Source organism: Sphingomonas sp. G-3-2-10 (assembly GCF_012927115.1).
Lineage (GTDB): Bacteria > Pseudomonadota > Alphaproteobacteria > Sphingomonadales > Sphingomonadaceae > Sphingomonas.
In genome coordinates, this window is record NZ_JABBFY010000002.1 from 714,932 (window position 1) to 737,842 (window position 22,911).

The following is a 22,911-nucleotide window of genomic DNA, read 5'->3' on the forward strand; positions in this document are numbered from 1 at the left end:
TCAGCGTTCGAGGAACGCGAATAGCTGATCGACCATCACTGTCATCTGCGCTTCGGATGCCGCGACGCAATCGGGCGATTCGGCGGTGTTGATCGCCAGCCCCATCGGCGTCGGCCAGCCGCGCAGCGCGTGGACCACGGTGCGCAGCGCCTGCAGCGTCGAAACCGCCGCCTGCCAGCCCCCGGCGGTGGCGATCAGACCGACCGGACGGCCGTCGAGATAGGGCCGCGCATCGGTGCGAAGCTGTTCGACATAGTCGAGCATCGTCTTCACCAGTCCCGACAGCGTGCCGTGATAGCCGGGCGAGCCGACGATCACCGCGTCGGCGGTGCGCAGCGCCTCGAGGAAGCGGGCGATGTCCTCGTGCCCCTCGGCCGCGCCGGGCTCGTAGTGCGGAAAGGCGATGGCCGGTCCGGTCAGCAGGGTGACGCGCGCGCCTCGCGCCTCCGCGATGGCGAGCGCTGCCGCCAGCAGCTTGCCGGTCGCGGATTCGGCGCGGAGGGTGCCGCCGATGGCGACGATGTGCGGGGTGTTCATCGCCTGTCCCGCTACCGCAAAGCGCGTCGTCACGCCAGCGCGTGACCTTGCGAGAATGCTGAGGCATGTTGCGCGAAACCGGGGGGATTCGCGGACTATGGTGGATGCTGGGCATGGGCCGCTGGCCGGGGTGCGGATCGTCGAGCTGGACGCCGCGGGGGCGGTGCCGCTGGCGGGGATGCTCCTCGCCGATCTGGGCGCGGACGTGGTGCGGATCCGCCGCGCCGGGCCGGACGGCAGCACGGTCGCCCCGCTGCTCTATCGCGGGCGCAGCGACGTCGCACTCGATCTCACCAGCGTTGCCGATCGCGAGAAGGCGCTGGCGCTGATTGCCCATGCCGATGGCGTGATCGAGGGGTTCCGGCGCAATCTGGTCGAGCAGATCGGGCTGGATCCGGCGCGCTGCCTCGCCGCCAATCCGCGGCTGGTCTATGGCCGGGTCAGCGGATGGGGGCTCGATGGCCCGCTGGCCGGCGCGGCGGGCAACGACATCAACCATCTGGCGCTCAGCGGCGCGCTGCACGCGATCGGGCCGGCCAGCCAGCCAGCCGCGCCGCTCAACCTCATCGGCGAATATGCCGGCGGCGCGCTGTACCTCGCGCTCGGCATGGTCGCCGCGATCCTGCGCGCGCAGGCCACCGGCGAGGGCCAGGTGATCGATGCGGCGCAGGTGGATGGCGCAGCTTCGCTGATGACGCTCTATTACGCGCTCCACGGCGCGGGCCGCTGGGCCGACAGCCGCGCCGCAAACCTGGTCGATGGCGGGGCGCCTTTCTATCGCTGCTATGCCTGTTCCGACGGGCGGCACGTCGCGGTGGGCGCGCTGGAGCCGCCTTACTTCAACGCGTTGTGCGAGGGGCTGGGGCTGATGCCGGGCCGGTTCCAGCAATATGATCGCGGCTGCTGGACCGAAATGGGCGAAGCCTTTTCCGAAGCCTTCGCGGCGCGCAGCCGCGACGATTGGGTCGAGATCTTCGACGGCACCGACGCCTGCGTCACACCGGTCCTGTCACTGTCCGAAGCGCCGCACCACCCGCACAATCGCGCGCGCGGTGTCTTCACCGATGTGGAAGGCACGATGCGGCCCGCGCCTGCGCCGCGCTTTTCGGGATCCCCGGCCGAGGCGATCGCGCCCGAAACCGAGACCGCTGAGCAGGTGCTGGAACGCTGGAACTGAACCGATAGTGCGTCACCCGGCCGTGAGCCGGGGCCTGCTTCTTGCAGAAGCGGCATAAGCACCCGTGCTTGCAATGTTGGATTTTGCCTGTTCGACTGGTGCCGTCCGGCGGATCATGGCGGGATCGCTCTTTGACAGGTCTGCATCAACACCCGCGACACGCACCCATCCGCCCGGATGGGGAGGAAGGTTTTTTCGCAATATGGGTGTCAACCGTGTCAACCGCGCCAGCGGTCAGCCCGCCTTCACGCTCGACCATGCCCCGGCGATTTCCGCGAGGCTGTTCGCCGCGTCGCGAAACGGGGCCGGATCGAAGCCGATGCTGGCCTGAACCACCTGCGCGCGCAGGCCATGATAGAAGGTCGCCAGCGCCTTCGACACATCGCCGCCCTTCTCGAAATCGAGCCCGGCTTCCAGCGCGAACAGCACGGCAGTGGCGCGCGACACGCGCTCGCTCTTGATCGAGGGCCGGCGATTCTCCGCAGCCCATGCCGCCGAGCGCAGCGCCGCGATGCCCTCTTCATAGAGCAGCCCGACCAGCGCGTGCGGATCGTTGGTGCTGGTGCGTCCGGCAAGGTCGATCTGGCGATAGACCGTGGCGGGATTTCCGGCGAGGGCGGTGGCGTAGCGCATGATCAGCTATCGCTGTTCCAGGCCTTGACCTGATTCTCGATGAAGGTCTGGGTCGACTTGTAGGCCGCGACCGCCGAATCCATGCTGGCGAACTGGCGCGTCATGCGCGTGCGCAGCACTTCGGCGGCTTCGGTCGCCTTGGTCTGCTGCTCGGTCAGCGCGGTCTTCGCCTTGGTGTAGCGCGTCTCGCTGGCGCCCAGCCCGTAGATGGTGCTCGAAGCCGAAACCGCGATGCTGCTGAGCTGGGCGGAAAGCCCCGCGCCCATCTTGAACATCGCTTCGACGCTGTCCGGATAGCTGAGCAGCGCATTGGTCAGGCGCCCGGAATTCAGCGTCAGCGTGCCGTCGCGGTTGGTCGACACGCCGATTTCCGACAGCGATTTCGGGCTGCCCGCAACGCCGCCCGAGACCAGCGCGCGCGTGCTGAGGTCGGACAGCGAGCGAAGCATCGCCTTGGCCGCCGAATCCTGGCGCAGCGGGCCGGTGACCGGATCGGTCGCGGTCTTCAGCTGGGCATAGAGCTCGTTATAGGTATCGACGATGTCGCCCACGGCCTGCTGCAGCGCGTCGGTCGGCGCCTTGCTGCCGATATTGATCTTGGTGCCCACCGACGCCGCGACCAGATCGAGGCGGATGCCGGGGATGATGTCGGGGATCGAGTTCACCGCCCGGCGGACGGGCACGCCATCGATCGCGACGATCGCATCCTGCGCGGCGGAGCCGATCGTGGTGCCGGTCGCGCCCACGCCGACGGCAAGCGCCGACAGTCCTTCATGGCCTGCCGTCTCGGCGGCGGAGAGGGTGAAGCCCTGGCTCGCCCCGGTCGCGCTCTTGAGCACGAGGCGGCTGCCGGTCGAATCGGTCAGGATCGACGCGGTGACGCCAGCTTTCTTGGCGTTGATCGCGTCGGCCACGCCCTGAAGGCTCGAATTGGTCGCATCGATCGTGATGTCCACCGGCGTGCCGGGGCCGGCGGCGAATGCCGTCATCTCGCCATCGACGACCGTCGTATTGCCGAAGGTGAGGGTCAGCGTGCCCTGCCCGATCGCCGCGCTCTTGTCGGCGACCGTCGCCGAATTGGCGACCTGACCCGAAGCGAGCTGGCGCACCTCGACCTGCGCCGAAAGGCCGGCGGCCGAAGCGCCGCTGAGCACTGAGACGTTGAGGAGCGACGTGTTCGAGCTGGTCGGCTGGGTCGAGACCGCACCGCCGCGGATCAGCGACTTGAGCGCGGTGTCGAAGCTGTTGATCGCGCTCTTGAGGCTCGACGTGGCCGAAATCTGCGCGGTCAGCGTCTCGTTCTTGGCGGTCAGCTGCGCGGCCTTGGTCGCGGTCTGCGCCTCGACGAGCGATGTCACCAGCGCCGAGATGTCGATCCCGGAACCCGATCCCAGCGTCTTGGTGATGGACTCGATGGCCATGATTTCCCCTAACCCCTCAAGAAACGACGAAATCCGCCGCGGCTTTAGGCTTTTTCAGTCTTGTCGCGGTGCCGGCCCGCTCCCCCACCCGGCCACCCATAGAATACACTTCCGCTGGGAGGCCGGGTGGGGGAGCGGGCCGGCACCGCATCCGCGTCGCGGATCAAACCGCAGCTTTAGCTCCCTGTTTCTGACCGTTTTCGTCGAACCATGCGGTGGGCGGCACCACGACCGGCGGCAGCACCGATCCGGCCTGCTTGTTGACCCCGAATACGAAGGCGAGAACCACCGCGATCGCCTGATACAGGTCGTCGCGGACCTCCTGTCCCTCGCGGCTGGTGTAATAGACGGCGCGAGCGAGCTGCGGATATTCGAGCACCGGCACGGCGAATTCGGCGGCGAGTTCGCGGATGGCAAGCGCGGTCTGGCCGCGGCCCTTGGCGACGACCACCGGCACCTGATCCTTGCCCGATTCATAGCGCAGCGCGACCGAGAAGTGCGTCGGGTTGGTTAGCACGACATGCGCGGTCTGGACCGCCGGGCGGAAGCCGCCCTTGACAATTTCGCGCTGCCGCTGGCGCTGATGCGCCTTGGCTTCGGGCGAGCCTTCGCTTTCCTTGTGCTCGTCCTTGATCTCTTGCTTGCTCATCTTGAGCTGCTGGAAATGGCGGATGATCTGGATCGGCACGTCGATCCCGGCGATGATCACCAGCCCGCCCGCCATCACGAACAGCAGGTGGACGAACTGGCCGCCCATGATCCCGACCGCCGCTTCGATGTTCGAACTCACCAGCCCCATCGACGGTCGCGCAAGCGAATCGAGCAGCCACCAGCCGATCGCGCCGAGCAGCACGACCTTGAGCAGGGACTTGCCCAGCTCGATCCAGCCGGTCGGGCCGAAGATTCGCTTCAGGCCCGAGACCGGGTTGATGCGGTTCGCCTTGGGGGCGAACAATTTGTTGTTCCAGCCGAACGAGCCGAGGCCCGCCTGGCTGAGGATCGCGGCGAGGAACGAGATGCCGAACAGCACCAGCATCGACGGCGCCAGCTTCCATCCCGCTTCCATCAGCGGCCGCCACGGCTCGAAATGTTCGACGTCGCGATGGTCGAACGAGAAGCTGGCGGTCATCACGCCCTTGCACGCCGCCATCAGCGACGGCCCCATGAAGGCGAGCCAGCCGCAGCCGGCAAGGATCACGATCGCCGACGCGAAGTCGCGCGACTTGATCAGCTGGCCCTGCTCAACCGCCTTCTGTTTGCGCTTGGGTGTTGGGGCTTCTGTCTTTTCGCCGAATTCCTCCGCCATCAGCCGAACACCAGTGCCGGCATGGCTTCGAGGCCCTCGCGGATGATGACGAGCATGTAATCGCCCATCGCGGGGAGTGCGAGAAGGATGGCGACGACGCCGACCGCAAGCGATGCGGGCAGGCCGACGGCGAACAGGTTGAGCGCGGGCGCGGCGCGGCTGAGCATCCCGACGATCATGTTGAGACACAGCAGCAGAAAGCCGACCGGCAGCGCCAGCAGCAGCCCGGCGAGGAAAGCATAGCCGCCGAACATCGCGATGCCGAGCAGCTTGTCCGCCGCGAGCCACTGGCCCGGCGGCATCGCTTCATAGCTCTTCACCAGCAGGTCGACGAGGACGAGATGCCCGTCGACCGCGAGGAACAGCAGGGTCAGCAGCATCGTCAGGAACTGGCCGATCGCGGGCGTCGCCGATCCGCTATTGGGATCGACCGCGTTGGCGAAGCCCAGGCCCATCGACATGCTGATCACTTCGCTGGCGACCAAAGGCGCGGAGAAGGCGATCTGCAGCACGAAACCGATGGCGAGACCGATCAGCGCTTCCGAAGCCACCGCGACGAAGGTCATCAGCGAGAAGACCTGCTCGGGCGGCGTGATCTTGGTCACGTTGACCACCAGCACGCCGATCGCGCCGGTCAGCGCGATGCGCGCGGGCAGCGGGATCTGCACCGAGCTGAACACGGGCGCGGCAATGAACGCCGCCCCGATCCGCACCATCGCGAACAGGAGCGCCCAGAGCTGCGGCTCGATCGAGAGGCCGAAGCCCATCATCGCGTTATTACTTCACCAGATCCGGGATGCGTTCGAAGATGCTCGTCGTGAAATCGCCGAGCAGGCCGAGGATCATGCCGCCGAAGATCGCGAGGCTCAGGCCCACGACCAGCAGCTTCGGGACGAAGGTCAGCGTCTGTTCCTGGATCGAGGTCGCGGCCTGCACCATGCCCAGGATCAGACCCGAAAGCAGCGCGGGGATCAGGATCGGCGCCGAAGCCAGCGCCAGGACCCAGACCGCCTCGCGGGCGATGGTCATGAAATAATCTGCGTCCATTGGGTCCTCAGGATGCGAAACTGGAGGCGAGGCTGCCCATCGTCAGCGCCCAGCCGTCGACGAGGACGAACAGGAGCAGCTTGAAGGGCAGCGAGATGATCGTCGGCGACATCATCATCATGCCCAGCGACATGAGGACGGTAGCCACCACGAGATCGATGACGAGAAACGGCAGGAAGATCAGGAAGCCGATCTGGAACGCGGTCTTCAGCTCGCTGGTCACGAAGGCCGGCAGCAGCACCGAATAGGGCACGTCGGCGGGCGAGGCATAGGGACCGCTCTTGGCCAGATCCGCGAACATCTTCACGTCCTTCTGGCGGGTCTGCTTGATCATGAAGCTGTGCAGCGACGCGCCGGCGCCCTCAATCATCTTCGATGCGGTGATCTTGCCCTCGGCATAGGGCTGGATCGCGGTCGTGTTCATCTGGGTGATGGTCGGCGCCATGATAAAGAAGGTCAGGAACATCGACAGGCCGATCAGCACCTGGTTCGGCGGGGTCTGCTGGAGGCCCAGCGCCTGGCGCAGGATCGCGAGCACGATGATGATCCGGGTGAAGCTGGTCATCATCAGCAGGATGCCCGGCAACACCGTGAGCAGGCCCATGATGATCAGGACCTGCAGCGACAGGCTCAGCGGCGCATCGCCGCCGCCAAGGTCGCCCAGCGCACGGTCCACCGCATCGCCTACGCCCGGGGTCGCCGCCGGCGCGGGGGCCGGAACGGGAACGCCCTGCGCAAAGGCAGGGATCGCGAACAGCAAGGTGAAGCAGAGGATGCCGAGCAGGACTGCGGCGCGGAGCGTCAGCAGCCGCCGGTCGGTCGGAACGATGGCGCGCATGGTCAGAGGTCCGCCTTGTCCACCAGTGTGACGCCGGTGCGGCTGACCGACACGAGCAGCTTCTTGCCCTCGAACTCGACTACCGCGAGGCGGAGCCCCGGCGAGAGCATCATGGTTTCCTTGACCTGGACCATCCGCGCGCCCTGATTCTTCGGCAACCGCGCCTCCAGCTTGCGCCAGGCGTACAGGCAACCGATCAGCAGGCCGCAGACCAGCGGCAGCAGGATGACCAGCTTCAGGATGTAGGACCACATCATATTACTTGGCGGCCCGCTTTTCCGGCGAGACCAGCTCGGTCATGCGCACGCCGAACTTGTCGCCCACGGTGACGACTTCGCCGCGGCCGATCAGCGTGCCGTTGACGAACACGTCGAGCAGCTCATTGGCTTCGCGATCCAGCTCGATCACGCTCGATTCGCCCAGCGCGAGCAGTTCGCGCAGCGTCAGCTGGGTCGAACCGATCTCGACGGTCAGCTTGACGTCGACGCCCTGCAGCAGGTGGAAATTATTCCCCACCCCGGCGTCGATCGGGAATCCCCCCGTCATGTCGTTCATTTGAAGTCCTCTGCGTTGATCGGTTCGAAGGAGGTGAGCCGGACCGCGGCGCGGCCGTTGGCGGTGCCGACGAGGCCGGTGCCCAGGCGGCGCGAGGCCACCATCACCGGAACTTCGGGGGCGAGATCGATGGCGATGATGTCGCCGGCCTTCAGCTCCATCAGGCGCTGAAGCGGGATCATCGGCTCGGCGAGCACCGAGCGGACCGGCAGCTTCACGCCCATCACCGCGCGGGTGAGGCCGGAGCGCCATTCCGGTTCGACTTCGAGCGGCTTGCCGTGGACCTTGGCGGTCAGCGATTCGGTGTGCGGCTTGAGCGCCGCGACCGGATAGAGAATGTCGACGAACACCGGCTTCTTCTCGGCGTCGGCGATGCCGAAGCGCGTGACGACCACCGGATCGTCGCCCGCGATGTCGGCGGGCACGCCGACGGTGACCGGGGTTACCGGGCGAAACGCGACGCGGGCGAGCGGCTCCCAGGCCGAATCTAGCGGTGCGACGAGCTGCTGCGCGACGCGGCCGACCAGTGTTTCCGCGGCGGCGGTGAACTCTGCGGGCATCGCGTGCGGCGCTTCGCCGTCGCCGCCGAAGAAACAGTCGAGCAGTTCGAGGACGAACCGGCCGTCCATCACCAGTTGGGCGTTGCTCTTGGCGTTGCCCATCGCAAAGCCGTGCCAGGCGGCGAGATCGGTGCCGCGCTCGGTCTTGTAGTCGGCATAGCGCTGCACGACGAGCGGCTCGGCCCAGGCGCGCAGATCGCGGCGCATCAGGCCTTCGAACACCGACTTGAGGGACTTGGACAAACGCGCCGACAGATGCTGCAGCGTCACCAGATCCCCGAAGGGATTCAGGTTCGACGTCCCGAGAACCGGCGCGTGCTCCGCACCGGCCCGGGGCCGTTCGCGCCGTTCGGGCGCTGCAAGTTCTGAAGGGGCGTTAACCATGCCCGTTCACTGAACAATGAAATTGGTAAAGTAGACGTTACTAACGCCGCCGAATCCCTCTTTTTGCTTCAAAACAGCGTTGATTGCGTCGACCAGGCGCTTCTGGATGCGGGTCTTGCCCTCGGCGGTGAAGACGTCTTCCTCGTTGGTCTGGCCAAGCGCCATCAGCACTGCCGACCGGATCGCGATCTCGTGGGTCTTGATGCCTTCGATCACGGTGTCGTCATACGGGGTCGAAATGGCGATGCCGACCTGCATGAAATGGACGCTGTCCTGCAGGTTCGAGGTGAATTCCTTCTCGAACTGATAATAGTTCGAGGCGTATTTGTCGCCGCCTTCGCCCTTGGGCGGTGCCATGCCGCCCCCGCCTTCGCTCGAGCTTTCCTCGCCGTGGCCGCCTTCGCTGCCCTTCGATCCGGCGCGCTTCTCGTCGGACTTGTCGACCAGCTTGGGGCCATGCGCTTCGGCGGCACCCGCCGGGGCCGCGCTCAGCATGCCGGAGGCATAGGCGTAGTAGCCCCCCCCGCCGCCAGCGAGGATCAGCGGCAGGCCCACGAACAGGATCAGCTTGCCCTTGCCCTTCTTCTTGGGGGTGGCGGCAGCAGCGGCGTCGTCACTCATTGGTCAGTCTCCAGTCGATCAGGCGACGCGCGCAGTGGCGTCGGCATGGGTTTCGGCTTCGGCCGTCACGGCCGAGCGATTGTGAAGCGGTGTGGCGGGAGACTGCTGCTCCCGCCGCTGGTGGCCCTGGCCCGCGGCATTGCCGCCCACCGAGGTTTCCACCGAAGTCTGGCCGAGCCGCAGACCGCGAGCTTCGGCGAGTTCGTTCAGGCGCGGCTGCGCCTCGTTCAGCAGCTGCCGCGCCGCAGCCGTCTCGGCGACGATCCGGACGTGAACACGATCGCCCTCCTGCCGAATCGACACGTCGACGGTGCCGAGTGCGTCGGGAGATAGGCGAATGGTGGTTTCGCGCGAGTTCGGGGTTTCGCGTAAGGCGGAAACCGTATCGATCATGTCGGCCATCCATTGCTGGCGGCCGGTGTCGACCACGGGTGCCTGAGCCTCGGCCACGGCCTGGACGATGTTGGGGCGTGGCGCATCCGCCTGGATCGCCTGCGACATGGCGGCGAGCGCGATGTCGCGCGGGCTCGCGCGGCGCTGGGCCGGCGCTTCGAGGCCCGCGAGCAGCTGTTCGGCAACGAGCGGCGCGGCCGCTTCGGTCCGATGCAACACCGCGGCGAGCGGGACCTGCGCGCGCGGCGCGGCGCGAACTGGCTCGAAGCCGGCGGGCAGTTCGATCACCGGTCGGTCGGCTGCGCGCGCCTCGGCATTACGGCCCGGTTCGGCCTTCGGAGAAATCGACGATTCCGGGGCGGATGCGGTTTTAGCGGTTGGGACCTCGATCGCATCGGGCAGCGATTCGCCTGCGGCTTCGATCGGCTGCACGGGGATTTCGGCAACGCCGGTCCCTTCCGGCTCCACGGTGCCCCCCGGCACCTGAAGCTCGGGGACCGGCGCTGCCGAATCTCCGTCGATGGGCGCGACAGGCGTCGCGGCCACCGGCAACTTCACGACGATGGGCGCGGGTTCCGGGGCGACGGGCGCAATGCCGAACCAGGCGAAGGGGGTGTCAGCGACCCCTTCGTCCTCATCGGTATCACCACTGGCATCGGCCCCCGCCTCCGCCAGCTTCTCCCCGTCGACCGAAACCGGCAATTCCTTGCCGCCCGCGGCGTGTTTTTGCCGCCCGGCAACGCCGGGGAGCTTCACTTCGATCGCAGGCCCCGCCTGCCCGGCGCCAGGCACCACGGCGCCGGCCAGCGCGACCGCAAAGCCCTTAGTCCCCCCGGACACAGGCGAAGGGGCACGCACCGGCTGGGGCGTGGAAACGGCGAGAGCAGGTGAAACCTGGATCAAGGGAAACTCCCCGGTGTTGACGTCACCGGGTATTCAGCAATTCCCGTGCCAGATTGCGGGAGATTTGCTTGCAACATCGCCTCAGGCGATGTCGGCGTGCTTCCGACCGGAAGGCGGCAGCGCTTCCAGCTCGCGCAGCGCCTTGAGCGCGGCTTCGGTTTCGGCACGGGCGATCAGCTTTTCGATCGCGGTCTGGTCGCGCTTGGCTTCGCGCGTGGCGTTCTGGGCGTGGCTGAGCGTCTGCTCGGCGACTTCGACGCGGCGCTCGGCGGCCTGCGCCGAATGCTGGAGCCGCTCGCGATAATGGGCAGCAGCGATCATCGAGGTGGCGAGACCCGCGCTGGGAGTCGGCGCAACGTTCGCGGCAAGCTGGGCGATACGGGTGCGCAGCGCCTCTTCCTGCGCGACCTTGGCGCGGGCGTGGCCTTCCTGCGCGCGGACCTGATTGAGCTGGAGCGTGCGCACGCGGAGCAGGCGGTTGAAGCGCTTCGGATCGTTGTTAGCCACCGAAGACGCCCGTCAATTCGGTCACCGCATCTTCGAGCGATACCGTCTCGTCATAGGCCTGCTTGATAAATTCCATCACCACCGCGTGACAGGCGATGGCGGCGTCGATCTCGGGATCCGCGCCGGCGCGATAGGCGCCCATCAACACCAGATCGCGATTCTCCTCATAGGTAGCGAGATGACGGCGCAGCGTCTGCGCGGCCATGCGGTGCGGCTTGTCGACGATGTCGTTCATCACGCGGCTGATCGACGGCCCCAGGTCGATCGCGGGATAGACGCCGCGTTCGGCCAGCGCGCGGCTAAGCACGATATGGCCGTCGAGGATCGAGCGCGCCGAATCGACCACCGGGTCGTTGCCGTCGTCGCCATCGGCCAGCACGGTGTAGATGCCGGTGATCGATCCGCCGGTGTTGACGTCCGATCCGGCCCGTTCGAGCAGGCTGGGCAGCATCGCGATGGCCGAAGGCGGGTAACCGCGCGCCGAAGCCGGTTCGCCCAGCGCCAGGCCGATCTCGCGGCCGGCATGAGCGACGCGAGTCAGCGAATCCATGATGAGCAGCACATTCTTGCCTTCGGCGCGGAACGCCTCGGCGATCGCGGTCGCACGCAGCGCGCCGCGGATGCGCAGCACCGGCGAATGATTGGCGGGCACCGCAACTACGACCGAACGGGCACGCGCGGCGCCGGCGACCTTGGTCTCGAGAAAGTCGGCGACTTCGCGCGAACGTTCGCCGATCAGGCCGATGACGATCACGTCGGCCTTGGCGGCGCGGACCATCATGCCGAGCAGCACCGATTTGCCCACGCCCGAACCGGCCATGATGCCAACGCGCTGGCCCTGTCCGATGGTGAGCAGCCCGTTGATCGCACGCACGCCGACGTCCATCGGCTGGAGCACGCGGCCACGGTCGAGCGGCGACTGGAGCTTTCCGGCGAGCGGCCATTTGCCTGCGCCGCGGATCGGGCCGAGTCCGTCGATCGGCTTGCCCGACCCGTCGACCACGCGGCCCAGCATCGCAGCGCCGACTTCGGCTTCGCCCGGAGGGCCGACCGGCCGGACCGGCGCGTTGGGCAGCAGGGCAGCGGGGCCGCCAAGGTTCATCATCAGCGTCTTGCCACCGCGAAAGCCGATCACTTCGGCTTCGACGCGGGTATCGCCCGTACCGATCGCGCAGACCGTGCCGACCGGCAACGCGAGACCGACGGCCTCCATCAGCAGCCCGTCATAGGAGGATAGGCGTCCCGACACTTTGGGCGCCGGCGTGAAATCGCGGCAGCCCAGACCTTCGAGATAGTCTTCGGTGAAGTCGTTGAACATAAAGTCCTTCAGACGGCCGGAGGAATCGGCACGCGATCAATCGCCTGGGCAAGCTGTTCGAGCCACAGGTCGGGCCCGTCCTCGACGATGGTCGACGCGCTTTCGATGACGAAGGCGCCCCGCGCGAGATGGGCGTCGCCGACCGGGAAAACGGTCTCGGGTAGCTTGCCGTGAACCAGCGGCAAATCGTCAGGATGGAGGCGCAGGATTGCCGATTCGGCGCTGTCGGCCAGCATGTCGATCGCGGCATTGATCCGGCTGGTCAGTACATCGGGCGCGACGCCGACTTCGCCGACCAGCTTGCCGACGAGATGCATCACGGTCTGGCGTAGCTGGCCCGCCATCCGCTCGCGATCGAAATGCGCACCGGCCGAAAGCGCGGTCGAAACCTGATCGAGCAGCGCCGTCTCGCGCGCCTTGACCTCTTCGATCTCGGCCAGCGCGGCGGCGCGGCCTTCCTCGATGCCGGCGGCGTGCGCCGCGGCAATCGGATCGGTAAAGGGTCCGCTGACGCCCGCGCTGCGCAGGTCGGTCTGGAACGGATCCCAACCCTCGGTGGGATTCGCGGCAGGGTCCGCCGGGCTGAAATGCTTCGGCTCGGCAGGCTGCTCGGGCTCGCGCACGCCCATCCGGGTGACGTCGGCAGGCGAGAAGCCCACCGGATCGGAAAAGGCGCGCTGGAGCACATGCGCCGCGGCGCGGTGACGGCTGGCGAGACCGGGTTCGAAATTAGACATAATCGTCGTCGCCACCCTTGCCCGGCATGGAAATGGTGCCGTCCTTGATCAGGCCGCGGGCGATGGCGATCATCACCTTCTGCGCCTCGAGGACTTCAGCCAGCTTCATCGGGCCGCGCGCTTCCATCTCGTCGCGAATGCCGTCGGCCGCGCGGCTCGACATGCAGCCCAGGAAGCGTTCGCGGACATCCTCCTCGACGCCCTTGAGCGAGCGGGTGAGGATATCGCCGTCGATCGAGCGGATGAGGGTCGACAGATTCTTGTCGTCCATCTCGAGCAGGTTGTCGAAGACGAACATCGCTTCCTCGATCGCCCGGGCGACTTCCTTGTCGATCTTGGCGAGCTTGGGCATGACCCGCGCTTCGGTGGTCTTGCGCGCGCCCTGAAGGATCTTCGCGGCTTCGCGCGTGCCGCCGAACTGGAGGCCTGCCGGACGCGACGCGCCGGTGCTCGAGCGACGCTCGATCATCTCGCGCAGCGTGTCGATCGCTTCTGGCGGCACCGGGCCGAGCTTGGCGATGCGACGCAGGATCTGCGGCTGAACCGCGTCGGGCAGGTGCTCGAAAACCTGTCCGGCGATATCCGGATCGAGCTGGGCGAGCAGCACGGCCGCAATCTGCGGATGTTCTTCCTCGACCATCTTGGCGATCTCGGCAGGCTCATACCATTGCAGCACTTCGAGCCCCGCGGCAGCGGCCGGCGGGGTGATGCGGGCAAGGACGCTGCCGGCACGCTCGGCACCGAGCGCACGGGTCATCATGCCTTCGATCTTCGGCGCGGGATTGAAGCTGACGCCGTTGCGCTCGCGCGCCTTGTAGGTGAAATCGTCGAGCACCTGCTCGACTTCCGCCTCGCTGACATCGGCGACATCGTACATCGCCTTGCCGAGCTGGCGGACCTCATCCGGATCGAGCTTCTGGAGGATGGAGGCAGCCTCCTCCTCGCCGACCAGCATCATCAGGACCGCGGCGCGCTCGACGCCGTTGAAGGAGCGCAGCGCGTTCATTGGCCATCTGCCTTGATCATGTCGCGCACGGCCAGCGCGGCGCGCGCGGGGTTGTCGCGCGTGAAGCCGCGGACCAGTCCGACACGGTCGTCATAGCTCTTGGCGCTGCCGCTCTGGAGCATGTCGATGCTGACCGGGGGCATTTGCTGGCTCTGCTGCTGATAGGCGGGATCGCCCGCAGCGCCGCCCATCGCCAGCGCCGGGCGGTGCTGCGCCCCTTCGTCGCGCTTCTTCATCAGCGCCTTGGCGAGCGGACGGACGCCCAGGAAGAGGACCAGCAGCGCGATGATCAGCGCCGTTACGTTGCGCGCAACCAGCGGGACCCAGCCGGCATCGTACCAGGCGGGGCCGCTCTGCTCGGCGTCGGTGGCGGCGGTGAACTTGCGGCTGACCACGGTGACATTGTCGGCGCGGTTCTGGTCATAGCCGACTGCGGCGCGGACCAGCTCGTTGATCTGGTCGATCTCTACCTTGCCACGCGGCTTGCCCGGCTCCTCGCGGAGCAGGACGGCGACCGACAGGCGCTTGATGTTGCCCGGCACGGCACGAGTGACCGAGATTTCCTTGCCCATGTCATAGGCGCGCGAGAAGCTGTCGGTTTGCTTGGTGACGCCGGCCGGCGTGGTTGCGGTGGTCGCCGCGCCCGCTTCGGTGGCTGCCGGAGTGCCGGCTGCGGCAGCCGCATTGGGCGCTTCGATCGTGCTGGCGGGCGGCGGCGTGTTCGACAGCGCGCCGGGGATCCCGCCGGGCTGGGCATTCTGCGGGCCGTTGCCGGTCCAGTTGCCCTGCTCGGCGCGAACGACAGCGTTCGCCTTGTCGTAGCTTTCGCGAGTCGCCTGGCTTTCGTTCAGATCGACATCGGCCTGGACTTCGGCAGTGAAATTGCCTGCGCCGACCAGCGGCGTCAGCAGCTGGTTCAGCTGCTCGCGATACTTGTCCTCGACCCGGCGCTGGAAATCGATGCGGGTGTCGCCCGCCGACGTACCGTCGAGGCCGCCGCCCGGCTTGGACAGCAGCGCGCCCGACTGATCGACGATGGTCACGCCATCGGGCGTCATGCCCGGGACCGACGAAGCGACCAGATTGACGATCGCACGGATCTGCGCGTCGCCGAGCGAGCGGCCCGGCTGCAGCTTCACGATCACGCTGGCCGAAGGCTTCGCATGATCGCGTACGAAGACGGTGCTTTCCGGCGTGGCGAGGTGAACGCGGGCCTCGGCCACGGCGTCGATCTCGGTGATCGAGCGGGCCAGTTCGGTCTCGCGTGCCTGGCGGAGGCGCTCGCCTTCCACCGCGCGGCTGACGCCCATCGGCAGCTGGTCGAGGATCGCATAGCCGCCCGGCGCCGCCTTGGGCAGATCCTGGCTGGCGAGCAGCATCCGCGCCTTGTGATAATCGTCCTCGGCAACGGTGACCGAACCCGATCCGTCGATGCTCGACGCGATGTTCGCGCCCTGAAGCGCGGCGGTGACCGACGACTTGTCGGCATCGGTCAGGTTGGCGAACAGAATGCGCTGCGGCGCGGTGGCGACCATCGACCAGGCAAGAAAGCCTGCCGCGATCAGCCCGACCAGGAACACCAGGGGCATGGCACGCCGAACGGCGGGCTGCTGGAGCAGCCCGCCCATCTGGCGAAGCGGATTGGAGAAAGCACCGGCCGAAGCGGGTGCGGTCTCGGGTGCGGAAGTGAGTGCGTTGCTCATATTACACCGGCATGCTCATGATGTTCTGGTACGCGGACAAAAGCTTGTTGCGGACCTGAAGGGTGGCTTCGAACCCGACCGAGGCCTGCTGGCGGGCCAGCATGACCTTGGCGATATCGACAGTTTCGCCGCGTTCGTACGCAGCCGAGAGAGCACCGGCATTCGCCTGGCTCTGATTGACGTCCTTGAGCGCGTTTTCGAGCGTCGCGGCAAAGCTGGCCGGCTTCGCATCGACGATGCCGTTCGCGCCGGTCGCTGCCGGAGTCGCGTTGGCGCGGCTCAGCGCTTCGTTACGCTCGAGGATCTGCTGACGCAGCTGCATGACGCGGTCGATACCGCCCACGCCCCCGACGCCGCCCACCCCGCTCATGCGGACACCTGCATCGGCATGATCTGCTCACCCTGTTCGCGCGCCTTGGCGAGGCGATAGCGCAGCGTGCGCTCCGAGATGCCGAGGCGCTTCGCGGTCTCGATCCGGCTGCCGTTGCACTCGGCCAGCGTATCGCGAATCGCCTGGAACTCATGAATCTGGACGATGTTGCTCAGCGTACCCGCCGGCGCTTCGGCGCGGGCCGGAGCGGTACGGTCGAAGATCAGGTGCATCGGCTCGATCACATCGCCTGCGCACAGCAGCAGCGCGCGCTGGATCACATTCTCCAGTTCGCGGACGTTGCCCGGCCAGCTGTGATCGGTGAGGATTTCGACCGCTTCGTTCGAAATCCACGGCAGCGTGGCGCGGCCGGCCGAATGGCGCAGGACCATCGCCGCGGCCAGCGCGGGGATGTCGCCCGGACGTTCGGCGAGCGCCTTGGTCGAAAGCGGGAAGACCGACAGGCGGTAGTAAAGATCGGCGCGGAACCGGCCGGCTTCGACTTCGCCGTGCAGGTCGCGGTTGGCGCAGGCAATCACGCGGACATCGACCTTCTCGGGGACGGTGCCGCCGATCGGAACGACTTCGCGTTCCTGAAGGACGCGGAGCAGCTTGGCCTGGAGGTTCAGCGGCATCTCGGCGATTTCGTCGAGCAGCAGCGTGCCGCCATTGGCAGCGCGGAAGAAGCCCTGACCACCCGACGAGGCGCCGGTGAAGCTGCCCTTCTGATGACCGAACAGCATCGCTTCGAGCATCGATTCGGGAAGCGCCGCGCAGTTGATCGCGACGAACGGACCGTCCTTGCGGGTCGAGCCCATATGGATCGCACGGGCGAGGACTTCCTTGCCGGTGCCGGTCGGGCCGTTGATCAGGACAGTGATGTCCGAAGCCGCGACGCGCTCCGAGAGGGCGAGCAGCGCAAGGCTCTCGGGATCGGCGGCGACAGGCTCGAACGGGCCGCGCACCATCGCGCTGGCGAAACCGGCACCGATCGCGGCGTCCTCGGCTTCGTAGGAAAGGCGGGCAGGGTTGCCGTCGGTGAAGGGGATGGCCGCGCGCGGACCATTGCCCAGGATCAGCGTGCGGGCCGGAGCCGGCGGCACTTCGCCGTCGGCCACCAGGAACAGATCACCCGCGGCGGGCTTGCCGTCTTCGCAAGAGCCGATCGCGAAGCCCTGCGCGCGCAGTGCCGAGACCAGAGCATATTTCTGCCGCAGCACGGCTGCCGACGGAACGATGGATCGCATTGAAAGACTTCCCCTGTGACAGTCTCTCAATGCGCGAATAGTGGTTAACGCCGCGTAAAATTCCGGGGGTCAGTGTCACTACTTACACTCCCCCTGATCCGTGCGCGCGTCTCCGTACGCGCACGTACGTGAGAACCCGTACCCCAAAGTTTTTTGCTTAATGCCCGGCGAAACCGGCCGTTCCTTGCTGTGGCGGCTCGGGGCTCCCGGTTCAGGGGGGACGCGGGGACGCCGATCTGAATGGAGATACGACCATGACTGTTATCGGAACCAACATTGCGAGCCTGCGCGCCGCGAATGCGTCTTCGGCCGCTTCGTCGTCGCTGCAGACCTCGATGGAGCGTCTGTCGACCGGCAAGCGGATCAACAGCGCGAAGGACGATGCGGCTGGCCTCGCTATCGCGAGCCGCATGACGAGCCAGGTCCGCAGCATGTCGGTTGCCATCCGCAATGCCAATGACGGCATTTCGCTGGCGCAGACGGCTGAAGGCGCGCTCAACGAAGTCACCAACATGCTTCAGCGCATGAAGGAACTGTCGACCCAGTCGGCAAACGGCACGCTGGGTGACAGCGACCGTGCCACCCTTCAGGCTGAAATGAAGCAGCTGATTGCCGAAGTCGGCAACATCTCGAAGACCACCAACTTCAACGGCGTTGGCCTGCTCGACGGCAAGACCGGCGACGTGAAGCTGCAGACCGGCGTGAACTCGGGTGAAACCATCTCGATGGCGATGGTCAACACCGGCGCCGAGAAGCTGGGTCTGAAGACCGGTGTCGAAGGTCCGGTGACGGGCAACAACGGCACGGGCGGCATCGCCAAGAACACGCTGCAGATCAACGGCACCTGGATCGGCGCCAGCGTCGACACCAACGGCGACGCCAGCACGGCGATCGCCGACAAGGTCACCGCGATCAACGCCAAGACCAGCGAAACCGGCGTCACCGCCGCTGCGCAGACCAAGGTCACGCTGACCATGGTTGCTCCGGACGAAGACACCACCGGCACGCTGTCGATCAACGGCGAAGACATCGATCTGGCCGCTGGCGCAGTCGCTGAAGAAACCGGTCCTCCGGTGGTTCCGGCTCACTACGACCTCAGCAAGCTGGTCGACGCGATCAACGACGCTGATGCCGGCGTGACCGCGAAGCTCAACACGGCTGGCACTGCGATCGAACTGGTCGGTGCGGAAGACGTCGTGTTCAACGTTGCCGACGAAGACGACATCGCCAAGTTCACCGTCCGCGCCGAGGGTGCAACCTCGGATCTGACGCTCGAAGAAGGCGAAGACGCAACCGTGGCTCAGAACCAGGTCGTTCTGACGGCTTCGGCTGGCAAGACGGTCATCGTCGGCGGCGAGACCTCGGCAATGGCCTCGATCGGCCTGACCGCGACCTCGGCCAAGGGCACTGATCTCGACATCAGCACCCAGGACGCCGCTTCGGACGCCATGAAGGTGATCGACGACGCCCTGACGCAGATCTCGGCAGGCCGTGGCGATCTCGGTGCGGTTCAGAACCGCCTCGAATCGACCGTCGCCAACATGACGACCACCACGACCAACCTGGGCGAAGCCCGCAGCCGCATCGAAGACACCGATTTCTCGGCGGAAACGACGGCGCTGGCGAAGGCCCAGATCCTGAGCCAGGCTTCGACTGCGATGCTGGCCCAGGCCAACCAGAGCCAGCAGGGCGTTCTGAGCCTGCTCCGTTAAGCGTGAGCCGGTCGGGGTGTCACCCCCCTGACAGGCATCACGGCCGGTCACCCCTCGCAAGAGGGGCGCGCATGGGGAGCCCCGGTGGTCGAAAGGACCACCGGGGCTTTTCCCGTTTTCTGGCGGGCTGGTACCGTGCGCTATATATAGAGGCAGCTCAGCCCTCGGGCCGCGTCCAGATCCACCCGCCGACGATCGCCGCCGCCGCCACCGGCGCGAGCGACCAGGGCCAGGGCGCGAAGATCAGGCCGATCACGATGCTGAGCGCGAACGCCCAGCTTGTCGCAACCTTGCCCTTGCGGCTGATCGCGCCGCGCTCGCGCCAGCGCAGGATATGCGGGCCGAACGTCGGATGATCGAGCAGCTTCTGCTCCAGCTTCGGCGAACTGCGCGCGAAGCACCATGCGGCCAGGATCACGAACCCCGTGGTCGGCATCACCGGCAGAATCGCGCCGATAACCGCGAGGCCGAGCGAGACGAAGCCGGCGATCAGATAGAGGGGACGACGCACCGTCATGCGGTAGCACGGCCCGCCCCCCTTTCTGCTAGTGCAAATCCTTATTATGTCGGTTGCGATGCACGCGCTCGCAGTCGAACAGGTTTCAAGGCGCTTCGGTGACGTGCAGGCGCTCGACGCGTTGAGCCTTGCCGTGCCGGCCGGCGGCGTGTTCGGATTGCTCGGCCCGAACGGCGCGGGCAAGACGACATTGCTCCGCATCGTCACCGGGCTGGTCTATGCCGATGGCGGCGCGGTGCGGCTGTTCGGCGAACCTGCCGGCCCGGCGACCCGGCGGCGCATCGGGGCGTTCATCGAAGCCCCGGCCTTCTATCCCTTCCTGGGCGCGCGCGAGACGATCGCGGTGCTGGCGCGCGTCTCCGGCGTCGATGCCGATCCGGATGCGCTGCTCGAGCGCGTCGGCCTGGGCGCGGCTGCCGATCGCAAGGTAGGTGGCTTTTCGCTCGGCATGAAGCAAAGGCTGGCGATCGCGGCGGCGCTGGCGGCGCGGCCCGAACTGCTGATCCTCGACGAGCCGACCAACGGGCTGGATCCCGAGGGCATATTGGAGATGCGACGGCTGGTGCGCGAACTGGCCGACCGCGACGGGCTGACCGTGCTGCTCTCCAGCCATCTGCTCGACGAGGTCGAGCGCGTGTGCGACCGGGTCGCGATCCTCAATCGCGGGCGGTTGGCGGCCGAAGGCAGCGTCGCCGAGCTGCTCGGCGACAGCGAGCGGCTGTGGCTCGACGTGCGCCCGGTCGGGAAGGTCCTCGCGATCCTCGGCGAGCATGGCGCGGCAGAAGCGGGCGGCGTGGCCGCGCAGATCGGACGCGACGAAGCCCCGGCGCTGATCGCGGCGCTGGCCGCGCAGGGCGTCGAGATTTTCGAAGCGCGCTGGATCCGCCGCGATCTGGAGGCCGTGTTCCTCGCCGAGACCGGGGGCGGCGCATGAGCCTGATCCTCGCCGAACTGACCAAGCTCTCGCGCCAGCGCGGCGCCGCCTTCTGGGGTTTCCTGGCCATCCCGCTGCTGATGACCGTCATCACCTGCGCGCTGGCCGGCGTCGGCAACCCGGGCGGAGGCGTCGCCGAGATACGCGGCGTCCGCTCGCTGCTGCGTTCGCTCAGCGTCGGGGGCAATCCGATCGGGCAGCTTTTCTACGCGGTCGGCGCGGCGGCGATCTTCGCGGTGGAGTATCGCCATGCCGGATGGCGGCATCTCGTCCCCCGGCGCAGCCGCGGCGCGCTGATGGCCGCCAAGTTCGCGGCCTGGACGATCCTGTGCGCGGTCAGCCTGACGCTGATCGCCGCCGGAGATCTGTTCGCCAATCTGATCCTGCCCTGGCTGCGCGGATCGAGCCCGGTAATCGCCGACTGGTCCGCCGCCGCGCCCGGAGCGATCCTGCTGATGGCGTTGCTCGCGCTGGCCGAACTGGCGATCCTCGGCGGGACGGTGGCGCTGGTGACAGTGGTGACGCGATCGGCGATGCCCGCGATTCTCGTTCCATTCCTCGCGGCGCTGGCGAGCGCGGCGGCGCAGACCCAATTCTCCGGCACAGCCATTCCCCTGCCCGCCTTCGCCGCCGACACGCTGCGCGCAATCGTCGCCGCGCCGTTCGAGACCCGCGCGCCGCAAGCTGACGCACTGATCGAGACCGGGATCCTCATCGGCTGGCTCGCCGCAACGGTCGGCCTCAGCTTCGCGCTGTTCGAACGGCAGGACCTGACAAGTGAATAAAGTTCGCCGCCGGGCGATCCTGATCCCGCTACTGATCGTGGTCCTGCTCGGACTGTGGATGAGCTGGGCCGCAGGATCGATCATGATGCGCGGCCATGCGTCGGCGGTCGCCCCGGCCCGGCCGCCCGCGCGCGACCTGACGATCCGCACATCCGACGGGCTCACCCTCGCCGCGACCTATCGCCCCGGATCGCGCGCCGGGGCACCGGCAGTGCTGCTGCTTCACGGCGTCGATGCCTCGCGCGGCGCGCTGGCGGCGAATGCCGAATGGCTGAGCAAGCAAGGCTATGCGACTCTGACGATCGATTTTCGCGGGCATGGCGGATCGAGCATGGCGCAGCGCAGCTTCGGTCTGAACGAAGGCGAGGATGCCCGCGCCGCGTTCGACTGGCTCAAGCGCGCACAGAGGAGCGCGCCGGTGGCGATCATCGGCATCTCGCTGGGCGGCGCGGCGAGCCTGATCGGCGAGCGCGGGCCGGTGCCCGCCGACGCACTAATCCTGCAGGCAGTCTATCCCGACATCCGCCACGCCATCCACAACCGGATCGCATCGCGGCTGACTGCGCTGCCCGCCTATCTGCTCGAACCGCTGCTCAGTTACCAGTCGCGCCTGCGCTTCGGGGTGTGGCCGGATCGTATGTCCCCGCGCGACGCGGTGGCGCGCTATTCCGGTCCGGTGATGGTGATCGGCGGGATCGAGGATCGGTCGACGCCACCCGAAGAGACCCGCTCGATCTACGCAGCTGCGACCGGCAAGCGGGCGCTGTGGCTGGTCCCGCATGGCGATCATCCCGTGGTCTGCGGACTGGAAACCGGGGAATATCGGCGCCGCGTGCTTGCCTTCCTCCGCGCGGCGATCGGCGAACCAACAGGCGGCTAGAATCGACAGGGGCGGAGCGCACCCCCCGGTACGGTCCACCCCTGTGCCCTATATATAGAGTAAGCCACCCCCGGCGGGCGCGCTCATCCCAATCGCTTCTGCAATCCCTTTTTCAGCTTCGCGTGCGCGCTCGCCTTGATCTGGCACACGCGCGCCGCGCCCACGCCGATTACCTGCCCGATTTCCTCGAGATTGAGTTCCTCGACATAATAGAGCTGGATCACCAGCTGCTCCTTCTCGGGCAGTTCGCCGATCGCTTCGATCAGCGCCTCGCGCTGGTCGCTGTCGGCCAGCTGGTCGAACGCGTTCGGCTCTTCCGACATGAACCACGGGCTTTCGTCCGAATAGGTCTCGTCGATCGAATCGAAGCGGATCGCCTCGGCGTTGGCATATTCGAGCCGCAGCTTCTCGGGCGTGACCTCCAGCTTCGCGGCGACTTCGGCATCGGTCGGCTTGCGGCCCAGCGCTTCGGTCAGCACGGATACCGTCTCCTGATAGGTCTTGCGCCGCTTCATCGCGCCGCGGGTCAAGGTCGCCTGCCGGCGCAGCTCGTCGATCATCGCGCCGCGCACCCGCGTCACGAGATATTGCTCGAACGTCACCTGCCCGCGATCCTCGAAACCGTTCACGGCCTCGATCAGCGCGACCATGCCGATCTGGATCAGATCCTCGACCTCGACGATCGAACTCATCGACCCGTGGACGTGCCACGCGATCCGCCGGACGAGGGGCAGATGCTTGCGCACCAGCGCTTCGGCATCGCGCTTCGGCGACGATACGCGGTCATAGGTAAGCGGTGACTGGGCTAGGGATGCCATGT

General features: G+C 67.1%; 25 protein-coding genes and 2 pseudogenes. 6 read left to right on the forward strand and 21 right to left on the reverse strand.

The window, feature by feature from the left end; genetic code table 11:
• The gene (locus tag HHL13_RS20100; RefSeq protein ID WP_346775603.1) at nt 1–570 is read right to left on the reverse strand and encodes an NAD(P)H-dependent oxidoreductase; all 570 of its coding nucleotides are present in this window, start codon (nt 568–570) and stop codon (nt 1–3) included.
• A 64-nt stretch (nt 571–634) separates the two neighbouring features.
• Between HHL13_RS20100 and HHL13_RS20105 the strand changes: the two genes are divergently transcribed.
• The gene (locus HHL13_RS20105; RefSeq protein ID WP_169557692.1) at nt 635–1,714 is read left to right on the forward strand and encodes a CaiB/BaiF CoA-transferase family protein; all 1,080 of its coding nucleotides are present in this window, start codon (nt 635–637) and stop codon (nt 1,712–1,714) included.
• Nucleotides 1,715–1,948: 234 nt separating this feature from the next.
• On the opposite strand, the gene HHL13_RS20110 is transcribed toward HHL13_RS20105, so the two are convergent.
• The 18 genes from HHL13_RS20110 to HHL13_RS20195 all read right to left on the reverse strand — a co-directional run bounded on the left by HHL13_RS20110 (nt 1,949) and on the right by HHL13_RS20195 (nt 17,263).
• Nucleotides 1,949–2,347, reverse strand: a complete 399-nt coding sequence (locus HHL13_RS20110; RefSeq protein ID WP_169557693.1) for a flagellar protein FliS — start codon at nt 2,345–2,347, stop codon at nt 1,949–1,951.
• 2 nt (nt 2,348–2,349) lie between these two features.
• Nucleotides 2,350–3,768: a flagellar filament capping protein FliD gene (gene fliD, locus HHL13_RS20115; protein ID WP_169557694.1), complete on the reverse strand. Its 1,419-nt coding sequence runs from the start codon at nt 3,766–3,768 to the stop codon at nt 2,350–2,352.
• Between the two features lie 163 nt (nt 3,769–3,931).
• On the reverse strand, nt 3,932–5,074 hold the full coding sequence (locus HHL13_RS20120; protein ID WP_169557695.1) for a flagellar type III secretion system protein FlhB: 1,143 nt from the start codon (nt 5,072–5,074) through the stop codon (nt 3,932–3,934).
• Complete coding sequence (gene fliR, locus HHL13_RS20125; protein WP_169557696.1) at nt 5,074–5,844, reverse strand: flagellar biosynthetic protein FliR; 771 nt, start codon at nt 5,842–5,844, stop codon at nt 5,074–5,076. Before fliR ends, HHL13_RS20120 begins: the two co-directional genes overlap by 1 nt.
• Before the next feature lie 7 nt (nt 5,845–5,851).
• Complete coding sequence (gene fliQ / locus HHL13_RS20130; RefSeq protein ID WP_169557697.1) at nt 5,852–6,121, reverse strand: flagellar biosynthesis protein FliQ; 270 nt, start codon at nt 6,119–6,121, stop codon at nt 5,852–5,854.
• A gap of 7 nt (nt 6,122–6,128) precedes the next feature.
• Nucleotides 6,129–6,959 carry a flagellar type III secretion system pore protein FliP gene (gene fliP, locus HHL13_RS20135; protein ID WP_169557698.1) on the reverse strand — a complete coding sequence of 277 codons (831 nt, stop codon included), beginning with the start codon at nt 6,957–6,959 and terminating at the stop codon, nt 6,129–6,131.
• Nucleotides 6,960–6,961: 2 nt separating this feature from the next.
• Nucleotides 6,962–7,213, reverse strand: a complete 252-nt coding sequence (locus HHL13_RS20140) for a flagellar biosynthetic protein FliO (RefSeq protein WP_240953913.1) — start codon at nt 7,211–7,213, stop codon at nt 6,962–6,964.
• Between the two features lie 4 nt (nt 7,214–7,217).
• Nucleotides 7,218–7,514 (reverse strand): flagellar motor switch protein FliN, encoded by a 297-nt coding sequence (gene fliN, locus HHL13_RS20145; protein ID WP_169557700.1) that lies wholly within the window; start codon nt 7,512–7,514, stop codon nt 7,218–7,220.
• The gene (locus HHL13_RS20150; RefSeq protein ID WP_346775605.1) at nt 7,511–8,344 is read right to left on the reverse strand and encodes a flagellar motor switch protein FliM; all 834 of its coding nucleotides are present in this window, start codon (nt 8,342–8,344) and stop codon (nt 7,511–7,513) included. Before HHL13_RS20150 ends, fliN begins: the two co-directional genes overlap by 4 nt.
• Before the next feature lie 120 nt (nt 8,345–8,464).
• Nucleotides 8,465–9,079 carry a flagellar basal body-associated FliL family protein gene (locus HHL13_RS20155; protein ID WP_169557702.1) on the reverse strand — a complete coding sequence of 205 codons (615 nt, stop codon included), beginning with the start codon at nt 9,077–9,079 and terminating at the stop codon, nt 8,465–8,467.
• 18 nt (nt 9,080–9,097) lie between these two features.
• Complete coding sequence (locus HHL13_RS20160; RefSeq protein WP_169557703.1) at nt 9,098–10,375, reverse strand: flagellar hook-length control protein FliK; 1,278 nt, start codon at nt 10,373–10,375, stop codon at nt 9,098–9,100.
• Between the two features lie 81 nt (nt 10,376–10,456).
• Entirely contained in the window at nt 10,457–10,882 is a 426-nt protein-coding gene (locus HHL13_RS20165; protein WP_169557704.1) for a hypothetical protein, read from the reverse strand.
• Nucleotides 10,875–12,200 carry a FliI/YscN family ATPase gene (locus HHL13_RS20170; protein ID WP_169557705.1) on the reverse strand — a complete coding sequence of 442 codons (1,326 nt, stop codon included), beginning with the start codon at nt 12,198–12,200 and terminating at the stop codon, nt 10,875–10,877. The genes HHL13_RS20165 and HHL13_RS20170 overlap by 8 nt, the downstream gene beginning before the upstream one ends.
• A gap of 8 nt (nt 12,201–12,208) precedes the next feature.
• The gene (locus HHL13_RS20175) at nt 12,209–12,937 is read right to left on the reverse strand and encodes a FliH/SctL family protein (protein ID WP_169557706.1); all 729 of its coding nucleotides are present in this window, start codon (nt 12,935–12,937) and stop codon (nt 12,209–12,211) included.
• Nucleotides 12,930–13,943, reverse strand: a complete 1,014-nt coding sequence (gene fliG / locus HHL13_RS20180) for a flagellar motor switch protein FliG (RefSeq protein ID WP_169557707.1) — start codon at nt 13,941–13,943, stop codon at nt 12,930–12,932. Before fliG ends, HHL13_RS20175 begins: the two co-directional genes overlap by 8 nt.
• On the reverse strand, nt 13,940–15,646 hold the full coding sequence (fliF, locus tag HHL13_RS20185) for a flagellar basal-body MS-ring/collar protein FliF (RefSeq protein WP_169557708.1): 1,707 nt from the start codon (nt 15,644–15,646) through the stop codon (nt 13,940–13,942). Before fliF ends, fliG begins: the two co-directional genes overlap by 4 nt.
• 1 nt (nt 15,647) lies before the next feature.
• A complete protein-coding gene (gene fliE, locus HHL13_RS20190; protein WP_169557709.1) occupies nt 15,648–16,016 on the reverse strand; it encodes a flagellar hook-basal body complex protein FliE in 369 nt (122 codons plus the stop codon).
• Nucleotides 16,013–17,263, reverse strand: a complete 1,251-nt coding sequence (locus tag HHL13_RS20195; protein ID WP_169557710.1) for a sigma 54-interacting transcriptional regulator — start codon at nt 17,261–17,263, stop codon at nt 16,013–16,015. Before HHL13_RS20195 ends, fliE begins: the two co-directional genes overlap by 4 nt.
• A 254-nt stretch (nt 17,264–17,517) precedes the next feature.
• Between HHL13_RS20195 and HHL13_RS22630 the strand changes: the two are divergent.
• Both HHL13_RS22630 and HHL13_RS22635 read left to right on the forward strand, forming a co-directional pair.
• Nucleotides 17,518–17,925 (forward strand): annotated as a pseudogene (locus HHL13_RS22630) (flagellin protein FlaA); the annotation flags it as partial.
• Nucleotides 17,926–18,720: 795 nt separating this feature from the next.
• Nucleotides 18,721–18,975: pseudogene (locus tag HHL13_RS22635) on the forward strand (flagellin); the annotation flags it as partial.
• A 157-nt stretch (nt 18,976–19,132) separates the two neighbouring features.
• Here HHL13_RS22635 and HHL13_RS20205 read toward each other — a convergent pair.
• A complete protein-coding gene (locus HHL13_RS20205; RefSeq protein ID WP_169557881.1) occupies nt 19,133–19,486 on the reverse strand; it encodes a YbaN family protein in 354 nt (117 codons plus the stop codon).
• A gap of 64 nt (nt 19,487–19,550) precedes the next feature.
• Between HHL13_RS20205 and HHL13_RS20210 the strand changes: the two genes are divergently transcribed.
• Genes HHL13_RS20210 through HHL13_RS20220 form a run of 3 tightly spaced genes read left to right on the forward strand, consistent with a single transcriptional unit; the run spans nt 19,551 to nt 22,091 of the window.
• Complete coding sequence (locus tag HHL13_RS20210) at nt 19,551–20,426, forward strand: ABC transporter ATP-binding protein (protein ID WP_206377141.1); 876 nt, start codon at nt 19,551–19,553, stop codon at nt 20,424–20,426.
• Nucleotides 20,423–21,211, forward strand: coding sequence for a hypothetical protein (locus HHL13_RS20215; protein ID WP_169557712.1), 789 nt, complete (start codon nt 20,423–20,425; stop codon nt 21,209–21,211). Before HHL13_RS20210 ends, HHL13_RS20215 begins: the two co-directional genes overlap by 4 nt.
• Nucleotides 21,204–22,091: an alpha/beta fold hydrolase gene (locus tag HHL13_RS20220; RefSeq protein WP_169557713.1), complete on the forward strand. Its 888-nt coding sequence runs from the start codon at nt 21,204–21,206 to the stop codon at nt 22,089–22,091. Before HHL13_RS20215 ends, HHL13_RS20220 begins: the two co-directional genes overlap by 8 nt.
• A gap of 83 nt (nt 22,092–22,174) precedes the next feature.
• Here the strand turns inward: HHL13_RS20220 and HHL13_RS20225 are convergent, their stop codons facing one another.
• Nucleotides 22,175–22,909 carry a FliA/WhiG family RNA polymerase sigma factor gene (locus HHL13_RS20225; protein ID WP_169557714.1) on the reverse strand — a complete coding sequence of 245 codons (735 nt, stop codon included), beginning with the start codon at nt 22,907–22,909 and terminating at the stop codon, nt 22,175–22,177.
• Between the last annotated feature and the right edge of the window lie 2 nt (nt 22,910–22,911).

Coding starts and splice junctions, on each gene's coding strand:
- HHL13_RS20105 (WP_169557692.1), top strand. CDS start 635: ATGGTGGATGCTGGGCATGGGCCGCTGGCCGGGGTGCGGATCGTCGAG.
- HHL13_RS20110 (WP_169557693.1), bottom strand. CDS start 2,347: ATGCGCTACGCCACCGCCCTCGCCGGAAATCCCGCCACGGTCTATCGC.
- fliD (WP_169557694.1), bottom strand. CDS start 3,768: ATGGCCATCGAGTCCATCACCAAGACGCTGGGATCGGGTTCCGGGATC.
- HHL13_RS20120 (WP_169557695.1), bottom strand. CDS start 5,074: ATGGCGGAGGAATTCGGCGAAAAGACAGAAGCCCCAACACCCAAGCGC.
- fliR (WP_169557696.1), bottom strand. CDS start 5,844: ATGATGGGCTTCGGCCTCTCGATCGAGCCGCAGCTCTGGGCGCTCCTG.
- fliQ (WP_169557697.1), bottom strand. CDS start 6,121: ATGGACGCAGATTATTTCATGACCATCGCCCGCGAGGCGGTCTGGGTC.
- fliP (WP_169557698.1), bottom strand. CDS start 6,959: ATGCGCGCCATCGTTCCGACCGACCGGCGGCTGCTGACGCTCCGCGCC.
- HHL13_RS20140 (WP_240953913.1), bottom strand. CDS start 7,213: ATGTGGTCCTACATCCTGAAGCTGGTCATCCTGCTGCCGCTGGTCTGC.
- fliN (WP_169557700.1), bottom strand. CDS start 7,514: ATGAACGACATGACGGGGGGATTCCCGATCGACGCCGGGGTGGGGAAT.
- HHL13_RS20155 (WP_169557702.1), bottom strand. CDS start 9,079: ATGAGTGACGACGCCGCTGCTGCCGCCACCCCCAAGAAGAAGGGCAAG.
- HHL13_RS20170 (WP_169557705.1), bottom strand. CDS start 12,200: ATGTTCAACGACTTCACCGAAGACTATCTCGAAGGTCTGGGCTGCCGC.
- HHL13_RS20175 (WP_169557706.1), bottom strand. CDS start 12,937: ATGTCTAATTTCGAACCCGGTCTCGCCAGCCGTCACCGCGCCGCGGCG.
- fliG (WP_169557707.1), bottom strand. CDS start 13,943: ATGAACGCGCTGCGCTCCTTCAACGGCGTCGAGCGCGCCGCGGTCCTG.
- fliF (WP_169557708.1), bottom strand. CDS start 15,646: ATGAGCAACGCACTCACTTCCGCACCCGAGACCGCACCCGCTTCGGCC.
- fliE (WP_169557709.1), bottom strand. CDS start 16,016: ATGAGCGGGGTGGGCGGCGTCGGGGGCGTGGGCGGTATCGACCGCGTC.
- HHL13_RS20195 (WP_169557710.1), bottom strand. CDS start 17,263: ATGCGATCCATCGTTCCGTCGGCAGCCGTGCTGCGGCAGAAATATGCT.
- HHL13_RS20210 (WP_206377141.1), top strand. CDS start 19,551: ATGCACGCGCTCGCAGTCGAACAGGTTTCAAGGCGCTTCGGTGACGTG.
- HHL13_RS20215 (WP_169557712.1), top strand. CDS start 20,423: ATGAGCCTGATCCTCGCCGAACTGACCAAGCTCTCGCGCCAGCGCGGC.
- HHL13_RS20225 (WP_169557714.1), bottom strand. CDS start 22,909: ATGGCATCCCTAGCCCAGTCACCGCTTACCTATGACCGCGTATCGTCG.